This is a genomic window from Bacillus sp. 2175 (assembly GCF_057812155.1).
Map to the genome: position 1 here is coordinate 1553918 of NZ_CM173819.1, position 13417 is coordinate 1567334.

Below are 13417 nucleotides of genomic sequence, written 5' to 3' on the forward strand. Positions count from 1 at the left end.
TATGGAGTATGAAAACGTATTATGAGAAAGATGCAAATGTAGAGTTATTACAAGGGAAAACAGTTGCGGTAATTGGTTATGGATCTCAAGGGCATGCGCAGGCACAAAATTTACGTGATTCAGGTGTGGAAGTTGTAGTTGGTGTTAGACCTGGTAAATCGTATGAAGTAGCAAAAGTAGATGGATTTGAAGTAATGTCTGTTTCAGAAGCGGTTCGAACCGCACAAGTTGTACAAATGTTATTGCCAGATGAACAGCAAGCACATGTATATAAATCAGAAGTAGAAGAGAATCTCCGTGAAGGACAAATGTTACTTTTCTCACATGGATTTAACATTCACTTCGGCCAAATTAATCCGCCAAGTTACGTAGATGTAGCAATGGTTGCGCCAAAAAGTCCAGGTCATCTCGTTCGCCGTGTATATCAAGAAGGAAATGGTGTTCCGGCATTAGTCGCAGTGCATCAAGATGCGACGGGAACAGCGCTACATGTAGCATTAGCGTATGCAAAAGGTGTAGGTTGTACACGTGCGGGTGTAATTGAAACGACATTCCAAGAAGAAACCGAAACGGATTTATTCGGTGAGCAAGCTGTACTTTGCGGCGGGGTAACTGCACTTGTGAAGGCCGGGTTCGAAACGTTAACGGAAGGTGGATATCGTCCTGAAATTGCATACTTTGAATGTTTGCATGAATTAAAGCTAATTGTTGACTTAATGTACGAAGGTGGATTAACGAATATGCGCCATTCTATTTCAGATACGGCAGAATTTGGAGATTATGTAACAGGATCGAGAATTGTTACAGATGAAACGAAGAAGGAAATGAAGCGTGTTCTGACAGAAATTCAGCAAGGTGAATTTGCGAAGAAATGGATTTTAGAAAATCAAGCAGGGCGTCCGACGTATAACGCAATGAAAAAAGCAGAACAAAATCATCAATTAGAAAAAGTGGGAGCAGAGCTTCGTGAAATGATGAGTTGGATTCATGCACCGAAAGAATTAGTAAAGAAATAGAGTAAGAGAGTATAAATGAAAAATATGTAAGAGGGGATTTGACAAGATGAGAAGTGACATGATTAAAAAAGGTTTTGATAAAGCGCCGCACCGTAGTTTATTAAAAGCAACTGGTTTGAAAGATGAAGATTTTGATAAACCTTTCATAGCGATTTGTAATTCTTTTATTGAAATTATTCCAGGGCATAAACACTTGAACGAGTTTGGGAAACTTGTAAAAGAGGCAGTTCGTGAGGCAGGTATGGTACCATTCGAATTCAATACAATTGGAGTTGACGATGGTATTGCGATGGGACATATCGGTATGCGTTATTCTCTTCCGAGTCGTGAAATAATTGCAGATTCAGTAGAAACGGTTGTAAATGCACACTGGTTTGACGGCATGATTTGTATTCCAAACTGTGACAAAATTACACCAGGTATGATGATGGCTGCACTACGTATTAATATTCCGACTGTGTTTGTTTCAGGCGGCCCAATGGCAGCAGGAAAAACATCTAAAGGAGAAGTTGTTGATCTGAGTTCCGTTTTTGAAGGAGTAGGAGCTTATCAATCTGGGAAAATTTCAGAAGAAGAATTAAAAGATATTGAAGATCATGGCTGTCCATCTTGTGGCTCTTGTTCGGGTATGTTTACCGCGAACTCTATGAATTGTTTATGTGAAGTGTTAGGTTTAGCTCTTCCTGGTAACGGGAGTATTTTAGCAATTGATCCAAGACGTGAAGAGTTAATTAAACAAGCAGCAGAGAAATTGAAAATTTTAATTGAAAGAGATATTAAACCAAGAGACATTGTAACGGAAGAAGCAATTGATGATGCGTTTGCGCTTGATATGGCGATGGGCGGTTCAACAAATACAGTGTTGCATACATTGGCGCTCGCGCAAGAGGCTGGATTAGATTACGATATGAACCGTATTGATGCCGTTTCAAGACGTGTACCACATTTATGTAAAGTAAGCCCTGCTTCCAATTGGCATATGGAAGATATTGATCGTGCGGGCGGGATTAGTGCAATTTTGAAAGAGATGAGCCGGAAAGAAGGAGTACTTCATCTTGATCGAATAACTGCTACTGGGCAAACATTAAGAGAAAATATTGCTGAGGCAGAGATTAAAGATAAGGAAGTTATTCACTCTCTTGAAAACCCTCATAGTGAGGAAGGAGGATTGCGTATATTAAAAGGCAACCTTGCGAAAGATGGAGCGGTTATTAAAAGCGGTGCAACAGAGGTAAAGCGTTTTGAAGGACCTTGCGTTATTTTTAATTCACAAGATGAGGCACTTGCTGGCATTATGCTTGGGAAAGTGAAAAAAGGAGATGTAGTTGTCATTCGTTACGAAGGACCAAGAGGTGGCCCTGGTATGCCAGAAATGTTAGCACCAACATCAGCAATTGCTGGAATGGGATTAGGTGCTGAGGTTGCATTATTAACGGATGGACGTTTCTCTGGAGCTTCACGTGGAATTTCAGTAGGACATATTTCACCAGAAGCAGCAGCTGGTGGAACAATCGCACTTCTTGAACAAGGGGATATTGTATGTATTGATGTTGAAGAACGCTTGCTAGAAGTAAGAGTGAGTAATGAAGAATTAGATAAGCGTAAAAAAGAATGGAAACGACCAGAACCGAAAGTGAAAACTGGCTGGCTTGGACGTTATGCACAAATGGTAACATCGGCGAATACAGGGGCTGTTCTGAAAATCCCACATTTTGATTGAGCCAATTTAAAAGAGATAAGGATGATATATAATGGTGCAAAAGGTAAAGGAGAGAGTGAAAATTGAAGATATCTTAATGGCTCATAATTGCATGAAAGATATCGTTATTAAAACACCGTTACAACGTGATACAGTTTTATCTGAGAAATATGATTGTGACGTTTATGTAAAACGAGAAGATTTACAATTAATTCGCTCTTTCAAAATTCGTGGTGCATACAATTTGATTCAAAGTTTACCGAAAGAAAAGTTACAAAACGGTGTTGTTTGTGCAAGTGCTGGTAATCATGCGCAAGGAGTTGCTTATACATGTAATTTATTGAAGATTCCGTCGAAAATATTTATGCCCACAACAACACCGAAACAAAAAGTATCACAAGTACAATTTTTCGGTGGTGATTTCGCAGAGATTGTATTAGTTGGTGATACATTCGATAGCTCTTTCCAAGAAGCACAGTGTTATTGTGAAGAAAATAGAATGACATTTGTTCATCCGTTTGATGATCCGTATGTAGTTGCTGGTCAAGGGACAGTGGCAGTTGAAATTATGCATGATATGGAGAAACCGGTTGATTATATCTTTACGGCAATCGGCGGTGGTGGATTAGCATCAGGTGTTGGTACATATGTAAAAGGTGTTAGTCCTACTACAAAGGTTATTGGTGTAGAACCGATGGGAGCTGCCTCTATGAAAGAGGCTTTTCTTCAAAATGATAATGTCGCATTAGAGAAAATAGATAGTTTTGTTGATGGGGCAGCGGTTAAAAAGGTAGGAAAGTTAACTTTTGAAACTTGTAAAGATGTAATTGATGACATCGTTTTAGTACCAGAGGGGAAAGTTTGTACGACGATTTTAGAACTGTATAAGAAAAATGCGATTGTAGCTGAACCGGCTGGTGCACTCTCTATTGCAGCACTTGATTTATACAGGGATGAAATAAAAGGTAAAACAGTTGTATGTACGCTAAGTGGTGGAAATAATGACATTGATAGAATGCAAGAAATGAAAGAACGATCTCTCATTTACGAAGGGTTAAAGCATTATTTCATCATTGAATTCCCACAGCGTTCAGGCGCGTTAAGAGAATTTCTTGATAAAGGATTGGGGCCAGAAGATGATATTACTCGTTTTGAGTATATTAAGAAACATAATAAGGAAAATGGTCCAGCATTAGTCGGAGTAGAGTTAAAACATAAAGAAGATTATGAGCAATTAATTACTCGCTTTAAAGAAAATAATATTCAATTTATGGAGCTTAATAAAAACCCTGTTTTGTTTGATTTGCTTATTTAATAGAAGGGAAGAATAAGCATCTAAATAAAAAAGATAGATACAAGCAAAGAAATATAGTGCTTGTTCTATCTTTTTTATAGTTAAACTAGATACTCATTAAATTCAAGAAGAATAAAGCTAGTTAACCAAAAAAATATCGCAATGCGAATAATTACATACATAGTAAATTCAAAGGTAGTAAGTTTTCGTTCGCGTTTTATTTTTTTTAGAAATCTAACAGAAAAAACTGAACATAAAAGTAGAACGGCTATAGACATTTTATAAATATTTTCTAACAAACTTACATTTTCTAATAAGTTTTTCAGCATGTTTATCACCTATTCTGTAAAGTAGATTACAGAGAAATAGATCTTGAGCTGTCTAGTTTCGTTTATTTTTTATTTTCCCTGTATCATCAATTTCTACATCAGTTGAAATTGTTTGTAAATATTGAAGAGCTTTTTTCTTTTCTTCCTCATTTACAGGGGAAACTTGGTTGTTGCGAATGATATAAGGATTGAATGACATTTGGACATCCTTTCCTTTAAAAGTTAAAGTTAATACGCCAGTTTCGGCGCTTTTTCCATTCACATAACTTGGGAATAAAAAGTTACCTAATGAGTAAGCGATAGGAACTTTATTATAATACTCAAACCCTTGTAACCAATGTGGATGGCTTCCGACAATCGCGTTAGCTCCTGCTTCAACCATTTTAGGTACATATTGCTTTTGGTATTCTACCGGACGGTTTGATTTTTCAACGCCCCAATGCATATAGACGATTAAATAGTCTGCATCTTGTTTTTGTTCTTTAATTGTTTTTGTTACAAGATTTAAATCATAGCCATTCGCAACGCCAGGTTTATTCTCACCAGCTACCCAATTAGAATCAGGCATAAATCGAACGAAGGAAAGAAATTTAAACTTTTTCCCTTTTACGGTCATTTCTCGTGCTGTATATGTATCTTTCGCATTTTTTCCGGCTCCAATGTAAGGGAACTTTAATTTTTCTACGTGAGAAATCGTATCTAATAATCCATCTTGCCCATAATCAAGTGTGTGGTTATTCCCAATATTTACGATGTCATATCCAGTGTTTTTAATAGCTTGTAGTGTAGATGGATCACTTTTAATCCAAAAGAGTTGCCCAGGTGCTTTCTTTTCTTTCGTTGTAAATGCCGATTCTAAATTCACAAAAGAAATATCAGCTTTTTTTATTTCTTCTTTTACATGTTGGAATGGGTAATCAGCCCCATTCTTTTCGATTATAGGACGTAATTGCCAATCAAACATTGTATCACCAGAGAAGGTGAGTGTGATTTCTTGGTCTTCTATTTTCTTTTCGCTTTTTGAAGCGGTTTTACTAGATTTGTTTTGTAAATCGGGTTTGTCTTTTGCTTTTGAAATAAAAGAGTAATTGATTAATAAAACAATCGGTGTAATGAAAAAGGCTATTAACAAAAATCGTTTTAGTAAAGTTTTCATATATACCTTCCCTTTTAATATTATCCCGCAATTAAATTAACACTGAATCTATTAAAGGTAATTAAAGTTACAAAAAAACAGCGGGTTATGTAGTGGAAAACATTTGTTAATATTCTCAATATTAAGTTAACATATAGATAACCTGTAAATCAATGTATAAACCAAAATATAGAAATAAAGAATTCGAAGGGTGAAGAATGAGAAATGGTTATATTAGGAGCAGTTGTAAATGGAATTTGTATTATATTTGGTACTTTACTTGGTAAATTATTTAGTAGGATTCCAGAAAGTATGAAAGGGACGATAATGCACGCAATCGGTTTAGCGGTTACTGTGCTTGGGCTTCAAATGGCATTAAAAAGTGAAAACTTTCTTGTTGTCATACTGAGTTTAGTGATTGGTACGGTAATTGGAGAGTGGTTACAATTAGAAGAAAAGTTAAAAAATTTAGGGGATTGGCTAGAAAATAAAGTTGGATCGAAGGGGAAAGGAAGCATATCAGAAGGTTTTGTAACAGCTACTTTAATTTTTGCAATTGGTGCGATGGGGATACTTGGTGCACTTGACAGTGGGATTCGCGGAAATCATAATATTTTATTTACCAAGGCAATTATCGATGGATTTATTTCTATTATATTAACGACAACTCTAGGAATTGGCGTAGTATTTTCGGCGATTCCAGTTGTTTTATATGAAGGTGGTATTGCAGTTTTTGCAACACAAATTAATAGTTTTGTCCCGGAAGAATTAATGAACCAATTTATAGTGGAGATGACGGCTACGGGCGGCATTATGATATCTGCTATTGGATTGAACTTGCTTAGTATTATTAAAATCAAGGTGGCAAATTTACTTCCAGGTATATTGGTAGTAGGTGTAATTGTTTCAATTATTTATGGTTACGGTTTGTTAGTAAATTAGTAGAGGGTGGAAACACATATGGAGGAATTTCAATTTACAAAACGTGTGCATAAAATATTGGAGATTGCAGCAGAAGAGAGTGAGTATAACATAATTCAACCAGTCCATCTGTTCATAGGTATGTGTAAAGAAGGTACAGGAGTTTGCGCTGAGTTATTTATGTATTTGTTTCATAAAGTCGGTCCAGATTTTTTAGAAAAACTTTCGTTACGAAAACGATTCGATTTACATCATCAAGAGTATAAAAAAATAGGACAATATAAACTATCTTATAAGGCGATAGAAATTTTACAAATAGCGAAGAAACGTATGGAACGCTTTCAGCAAGTAGTAATCAATGAAGGACATGTTATGTATGCATTATTTCGTGTAGATACAGATATTGGTGAATTTATACATACACAAATGCAAAAAGATATATTACGTATTACAGCTGCACCGAGAGACTTAGCGGTTGATTTAAATAGTTTTAAATCTATTTATAATACATTATTTTGTCATGTAAGAAGAGCTAGTCCTTCTGATTTTGATAAGTTATCACGATTTGTGGCGGCTGAATTTGGTGAACGGTGGTTACAGTCGGTTGATTACGGATATCGGACATATAATGAAAAGTTACCTATCTATATTGCACAGCAGGAGGAAGTAATAGTTGGTTTCGCCTGTTACGATGTAGTGAGAGGAAAGAAAGGATTGTTTGGTCCAATGGGCATAGCGAAACAAAATCGTGTGAAAGGTGTAGGAAAAGAATTATTGTATCATTGTTTATATAATATGAAGCAAGATGGATATGAATATGCGATTATTGGACAAGCAGGTCCCATTGAGTTTTACGAGAGAAATTGTAATGCTCGTTTAATACCGATAGATAATAAGTAACCAACTTCATATAGAGGAGTTGGTTTTATTATGAAAATGATGTAGAGATGTAGTGGTTTTTACTAGAAAATAGCGGGTTTTGTAGTAAATCTTGCATAAAAAGCAAATTACTAAACTTTTTACAAGAAAGGGTGTAGAATGGGTATCTAAAGAAAGAAGGTGTGAAAATGGCCAGCTGGAAACGAAATTTAATGATTTGTTGGCTAGGTTGTTTTACCACTGCAGCCGGTATGAGTTTAGTAATTCCTTTCTTATCTTTTTATATTGAGGAATTAGGAGTAACTGGCACTTCAAGTATTGCACAGTGGTCGGGACTTGCATTTGGTGTAACATTTTTAATGGGTGCGATCGTATCGCCAATATGGGGAAAGCTTGGTGATATACATGGACGGAAACTGATGCTTATTCGTGCTAGCCTCGGTATGGCGATTATTATGACGCTTATGGGGTTTGTAACGGATGTATATCAATTAGTCGCACTAAGATTTTTAATGGGAGCAGTATCTGGTTTCCTTTCAACCGCAATGACATTTATTGCAGCAGAAACTCCGAAAGAACATTCAGGTTGGGCAATTTCTACAATTTCAACTGGTGGCGTGAGCGGTTCTTTACTTGGTCCATTACTTGGTGGATATTTGTCTGAGTTAATTGGAATGCGTCATGTCTTTCTTGTTACAGGAGCTTTTTTATTCCTTTCCTTTCTCATCGTTTTTTTCTTCTTGCATGAAGAAAATCACTCTGCTCAAGCAAAAAAAACACAGCCGAAAAAAGTATGGACGATGGTCCCAGCGAAGCATTTAATTATTAGTTTATTTGTAACAACATTTATTATTCAACTTGCTAATATGTCAGTTCAACCAATTGTTACATTGTACGTGAAAAATTTAGTAGGTCCTCATACTGCACATATTGAAACAATTGCGGGAGCAGTTATGTCAGCAACAGGATTAGCCGTTATTTTGGCAGCACCAAGACTAGGAAGATTATCAGATCATATCGGTCCTCAAAAAACGTTAGTTGTAGCGTTATTTGCTGCAGGAATTATTTTTATCCCGCAAGCATTTGTAACCTCAGCTTGGCACCTATTAATTCTTCGATTTTTATTAGGTATCGCACAAGCAGGATTATTACCTTCCGTACAAACTCTACTAAAACAACATACACCAACCCATGTTACGGGACGGATATTTGGATATAATCAATCATTTCAGTTTTTAGGAAATATGATTGGTCCAGTGCTCGGGGGGCAAATTGCAGCACATGCAGGCTTCCAATATGTTTTCCTCTCTACATCATCACTACTATTTATTGCGTGTATCTGGGTTTATTTTCATAATAAGAACGAAGAGGTATCAGAGAAACAACATTTGGAAGTTAGTTAACTTAGTGAATAAAAAAAGGGTGAAGCAATGATTGCTTCATCCTTTTCTTTAAAATTTAAGACATAGATAGCTTAATGTACCAAGCTCATAACTACGGTGAATGACTTCACCGCTATTTTCACCACTTCCCATAGCGATAAATAAAGGAACAAAATGTTCTGCTCTTGGTACTGCTAATTGTGCATGAGGAGCATTTTTCTCCCAATTAAACAATGCATCTTTATCGTTATGCTGCATATGTTTAATAATCCAATCATCAAATTCAATTGCCCATTTTTCAGGTGTAGTTTGATTCCATTTCAAAGCTCGTAAGTTATGGACGGTAACACCACTCCCGATTACTAAAATATCTTCTTGTCCGAGTCCTTTAAGTGCTTCTCCAATTTCAAATTGTTCTTTTGCAGAAAGGAATGGATTGACTGATATTTGCACGACAGGAATATTTGCTTCTGGATACATGCGGTGCAGGAGTGTCCATGAACCATGATCTAAACCTCTCGTCATATTATGATGGACTGAAATACCTTTGTTCTTAAATTTTGTTTCTAACATAGATGCAATGCTAGAAGAGCCTTTCGCACGATATTTGATTTCGTATAACTCAGGGGGAAAACCTCCAAAATCATAAATTGTTTCATACTCGTTATCTGATGAGGAAATCGTTAATACTTCACTTTCCCAGTGAGCAGTGAAAATGACAATTGCTTTCGGTTTATATGTTTCTCCAAGTGTTTTTAAAAATCGTGTATAGTCTGTATCTTGAATAGCGAGCATAGGCGAACCATGTGCTAAAAATAATGATGGCATCATAATAGTAGAAACCTCCTAAAAATTATACAGTTACTTTATGTAAGTAACTATATAATTTTATTTTCGATTCGTCAACATAATAGTTATTGAGCTAATTGGAAAAGGTAGTCATTTGTCATAATGAAGGCAATTGCATATAATACATAGTAAGAAAAATGAATCGATATTCATTTTTAAAGATACATAATAGAGTTGGGAGCTGACGAAATGAACGTACAGGAAAGTTTCGTTACGGCATTGGATGGATCAGAAATTTATTTACGCAAGTGGTTGCCAGAAGGTAAACCGAAAGGGATTATTCAAATTGCACATGGTATGACAGAACATGCAGGTGTTTATACAGACTTTATTGCTGCGTTATTAGAAGCAGGGTATGGTGTTTATGCACATGATCATAAAGGTCATGGGAAAACAGTGAAAAGAGAAGAAGATTATGGTCATTTTAAACCAAATGTAGGTTGGAATGAGGCTGTGTCTGATGTTATTTTTGTATCAGAAACGGTAAGAAAAGAGCAGACATGCCCGTTATTTTTACTTGGCCATAGTATGGGTTCTTTTTTATCAAGACGTGCTGTGCAACTTAGAGGCGAATTATATGATGGATTTCTGATTTCAGGAACAGGTGGAAATCCAGGGCTTTTAGGAGCTATTGGTCATAAAGTAGCAACAATCGAAATGAAATTGCGTGGTGCAAAAACGAAAAGTCCAATGCTAAACTTTTTATCTTTCGGAAACTTCAATTCGAACTTTAAGCCAAATCGTACAAAATTTGATTGGTTATCTTCAGATAATAATCAAGTTGATAAATATATTGCGGATCCGTTATGTGGTTTCATTTGTACGACGAGTTTTTACCGAGAATTATTTTCTGGTGTATTAGAAGTAAATAAACTAGAAGAATACAAGAAGACGCCAAAGAATCTTCCAATACATATATTTTCTGGTGATCGTGATCCTGTTGGCGATATGGGGAAAGGTGTAAAAGAAGTATATGAAAACTATAAAAAATGTGGTGTGAAAGACGTGACACTACGTTTATATGAAAATGGTAGACATGAAATGTTTCATGAAGTAAATAAGGATGAAGTATTTAAAGATTTAATTTCTTGGTTAGATGCGCATAATAAATGAGAAAGATAATCCCAAACTGTTTGTAGTTTGGGATTATTTATTTTACAGAAATACGGGCAATAAATTCTTAAATTCACTTTACTTAATAAAAAATAAATCTTATTCTATAGTCGTTAAAAAATAAAGAAATATTGTATGAGAGGAAACCTCACTTTTCTGAAGTGAGGCTTTTTGTAGTAACGAAGTAATAGTGAATAAAACTAATTTTAAAAATAATTTAAAATCAAACTTTTTATAAAGCAACAGATGCTCGTTCATAATAGTAGTATAATAGTGAATGAGGTGTTAATAGAATGGAAGATAGAACATTAGGTTTATTACTAGATGTTGTTGGTGAATTATTTTCAGATGAAATTTCAATTGCTGTTTCGAATACGAAAGAATATATTTACTATCGGCCAAGTAAACGAATTGATTTAAAGATTAGCGCTGGGGATTCTATAAAGGAAGGAACGATTGCTCATAAAGCGATGGTGATGAATCAAAAAACATCTGAGTTTATGAATCGGGATGTTTTTGGTATTCCTTATCATGGAATGGCTGTACCATTTTCAAACAATGGAAAGCTTGAAGGGTGCGTAACGGCAATTTATCCAGCTTTAACGGATGGAAAGTCAGTCGTTACTTTAAAAACAACAGATGGCTGGATTCCGGTTCCTTTTTCAAAGGTTATGTATTTAGAGGCTAAAGATAAAAAGACGTACGTGAATTCAGAAGAGTTATCAGGAACACATAAATACTCTCTGCAAGAATTCGAATACTTGCTTCCTAAAGATTCATTTATTAGATGTCACCGTTCATTTATTGTAAATGTTAATCATATTAAAGCGATTTATCCTGATACCCATTCTACTTTTGTACTTTCGATGGATAATGGTGAGAGAGTACCAGTTAGTCAATCATACGCTAGTTATTTCCGTAAGCTTCTAGGATTCTAAATTTTTCTGCTTTAGAACCTAAATTTGCTGTTCTGTCTGAATTTTCGGCATTGTATACTAAAATCCCTATTTTGATAGTGTAAATGTGTAAAATAATTATGAATATTCAATGAGAGAGGGATTACATATGGAGAATAATTTAGATAGAATCAGAGATCAACGTCTAAAAGATCGGGTAGTTACACCTGAAGAAGCAGCTTCCTGGATTCAAAGTGGAATGACTTTAGGCTTAAGTGGGTTTACACGTGCAGGTGATGTAAAAGCAGTCCCATTTGCGCTTGTAAACCGAGTTAAGAATGATGAATCTTTTAAAGTAAATGTTTATACTGGGGCTTCTTTAGGCTCGGATGTAGACAAATTATTTGCTGAGGCAGGAATTTTAGGGAAAAGATTACCTTTCCAAGCTGACGCGACGATGCGAAAAGGAATTAATAACGGAGACTTTTTATTTGTGGATCAACACTTATCTCATACAGCAGAGTTACTCCGCGCTGACGTTCTGGATATAGATTTCGCTATTTTGGAAGCGGTTGCGATTACAGAGGACGGAATGATTATTCCAACCACTTCAATTGGAAATTCCTTAGCGTTTTCCTTAAATGCTAAGTCTATTATTATTGAAATGAATATGGCTCAATCCACGCAATTAGAGGGACTACATGATCTATATGAACCAGGTAAACAAGGGGAGAGGCTTCCAATTCCGCTTGTGAAAACAGATGACCGAATTGGAACAATCGGTATTCCAATTGATCCTGAAAAAGTAAAGGGAATTGTGTTTACGAATCAATTGGATTCGCCATCGACAATTGTTCCTCCGGATGAAGAAACGGTCATTATGGCACAGCATTTAATAGAATTCCTTCGAGAAGAAGTTAAAATAGGGCGATTAACAAATCGTTTAGCGCCGTTACAATCAGGAATTGGTTCAGTTGCTAACGCAGTATTGCATGGAATGTTAGATTCAGAATTTGAAGATTTAGAAGTGTATTCTGAAGTTTTACAAGATGCAGTTTTTGATCTTATGGATGCTGGAAAAGTCAATTTTGCTTCTTGTTGTTCTATCACGCTTTCTGAAGAGAAAATGCAACAAGTATTTTCTAACTTTGAAAAATATCGTGACAAATTAATGATGCGTCCGCAAGAGATTTCCAATCATCCTGAAATCATTCGTCGCCTTGGATTAATCTCAATTAATACTGCATTAGAATTAGATATATACGGAAATGTTAACTCTACTCACGTTTTAGGTACAAAAATGATGAATGGAATTGGTGGGTCTGGTGATTTTGCAAGAAATGCACGCCTAGCTATCTTTGTTACTAAATCGATTGCGAAAGGTGGTAACATTTCAAGTATTGTTCCTTTCGTTTCTCATGTAGACCATACTGAACATGATGTAGATGTTATTGTTACTGAACAGGGGTATGCCGACTTAAGGGGACTTGCGCCAAGAGAAAGAGTGGAACTTATTATTGAGAATTGCGCACATCCAATGTATCGTGATCAACTACGTGCTTATTACGAAGAAGCAAAAACAAGAGGTGGACAAACTCCTCATATTTTAGAAAAAGCTTTTTCTTGGCATACGAATTATGCTAAAAATGGAACAATGGTTGAAGCGGTAGTAGAAACTGTATAGGTTTGTATCGTACGAAATAGTAAAACGAATGAGTGAGTTTGAAGATTAAATTTTAGAAAAAGAGAACACCAACTTTTAGGGATGGTGTTCTTTTTCTTTAAAAAAATTGTACTGGTTATAATAAAGATTTATAAAAATAACCTCTAATTTATGAAAAAAAGGTTTTTTGAAGTGCTTTCCGAATCAATTTAGTAGTTTACATATCGAAGGTGAGGAGAAA

General features: G+C 35.6%; 12 protein-coding genes. 9 read left to right on the top strand and 3 right to left on the bottom strand.

The genetic code is table 11. The features are described from left to right. Positions 1 to 8 precede the first annotated feature (8 nt). The 3 genes from ilvC to ilvA are packed head-to-tail and all read left to right on the top strand — an operon-like array spanning position 9 to position 4030. A complete protein-coding gene (gene ilvC, locus ACXKY9_RS08405; protein WP_000861139.1) occupies positions 9 to 1016 on the top strand; it encodes a ketol-acid reductoisomerase in 1008 nt (335 codons plus the stop codon). Positions 1017 to 1062: 46 nt separating this feature from the next. Continuing rightward, positions 1063 to 2736, top strand: coding sequence for a dihydroxy-acid dehydratase (ilvD, locus tag ACXKY9_RS08410; protein ID WP_001255833.1), 1674 nt, complete (start codon positions 1063 to 1065; stop codon positions 2734 to 2736). 31 nt (positions 2737 to 2767) lie between these two features. Continuing rightward, positions 2768 to 4030 carry a threonine ammonia-lyase IlvA gene (gene ilvA, locus ACXKY9_RS08415; RefSeq protein WP_000250323.1) on the top strand — a complete coding sequence of 421 codons (1263 nt, stop codon included), beginning with the start codon at positions 2768 to 2770 and terminating at the stop codon, positions 4028 to 4030. An 80-nt stretch (positions 4031 to 4110) separates the two neighbouring features. Here ilvA and ACXKY9_RS08420 read toward each other — a convergent pair whose 3' ends face one another. Further along, complete coding sequence (locus ACXKY9_RS08420; protein WP_000916802.1) at positions 4111 to 4338, bottom strand: hypothetical protein; 228 nt, start codon at positions 4336 to 4338, stop codon at positions 4111 to 4113. A 52-nt stretch (positions 4339 to 4390) separates the two neighbouring features. Continuing rightward, positions 4391 to 5494, bottom strand: coding sequence for a CapA family protein (locus tag ACXKY9_RS08425; RefSeq protein WP_000854542.1), 1104 nt, complete (start codon positions 5492 to 5494; stop codon positions 4391 to 4393). Positions 5495 to 5698: 204 nt separating this feature from the next. On the opposite strand from ACXKY9_RS08425, the gene ACXKY9_RS08430 reads away from it, so the two are divergent. The 3 genes from ACXKY9_RS08430 to ACXKY9_RS08440 all read left to right on the top strand — a co-directional run bounded on the left by ACXKY9_RS08430 (position 5699) and on the right by ACXKY9_RS08440 (position 8676). Then, complete coding sequence (locus ACXKY9_RS08430; RefSeq protein WP_000236039.1) at positions 5699 to 6415, top strand: DUF554 domain-containing protein; 717 nt, start codon at positions 5699 to 5701, stop codon at positions 6413 to 6415. Between the two features lie 18 nt (positions 6416 to 6433). Further along, positions 6434 to 7294, top strand: a complete 861-nt coding sequence (locus ACXKY9_RS08435; protein WP_000390851.1) for a GNAT family N-acetyltransferase — start codon at positions 6434 to 6436, stop codon at positions 7292 to 7294. Between the two features lie 167 nt (positions 7295 to 7461). Further along, positions 7462 to 8676, top strand: a complete 1215-nt coding sequence (locus ACXKY9_RS08440) for a multidrug efflux MFS transporter (RefSeq protein ID WP_000179299.1) — start codon at positions 7462 to 7464, stop codon at positions 8674 to 8676. Positions 8677 to 8724: 48 nt separating this feature from the next. On the opposite strand, the gene ACXKY9_RS08445 is transcribed toward ACXKY9_RS08440, so the two are convergent. Further along, the gene (locus ACXKY9_RS08445) at positions 8725 to 9486 is read right to left on the bottom strand and encodes a DODA-type extradiol aromatic ring-opening family dioxygenase (protein WP_000982910.1); all 762 of its coding nucleotides are present in this window, start codon (positions 9484 to 9486) and stop codon (positions 8725 to 8727) included. A 207-nt stretch (positions 9487 to 9693) separates the two neighbouring features. Here ACXKY9_RS08445 and ACXKY9_RS08450 point away from each other — a divergent pair, with 207 nt between their 5' ends. From ACXKY9_RS08450 to scpC, 3 genes are all read left to right on the top strand, one after another. Next, on the top strand, positions 9694 to 10617 hold the full coding sequence (locus ACXKY9_RS08450) for an alpha/beta hydrolase (protein ID WP_001102598.1): 924 nt from the start codon (positions 9694 to 9696) through the stop codon (positions 10615 to 10617). Between the two features lie 293 nt (positions 10618 to 10910). Beyond that, on the top strand, positions 10911 to 11555 hold the full coding sequence (locus ACXKY9_RS08455; protein WP_000390208.1) for a LytTR family DNA-binding domain-containing protein: 645 nt from the start codon (positions 10911 to 10913) through the stop codon (positions 11553 to 11555). Between the two features lie 127 nt (positions 11556 to 11682). Further along, on the top strand, positions 11683 to 13197 hold the full coding sequence (gene scpC, locus ACXKY9_RS08460) for a succinyl-CoA:acetate CoA-transferase ScpC (RefSeq protein WP_000429822.1): 1515 nt from the start codon (positions 11683 to 11685) through the stop codon (positions 13195 to 13197). The last annotated feature ends 220 nt before the right edge of the window (positions 13198 to 13417 follow it).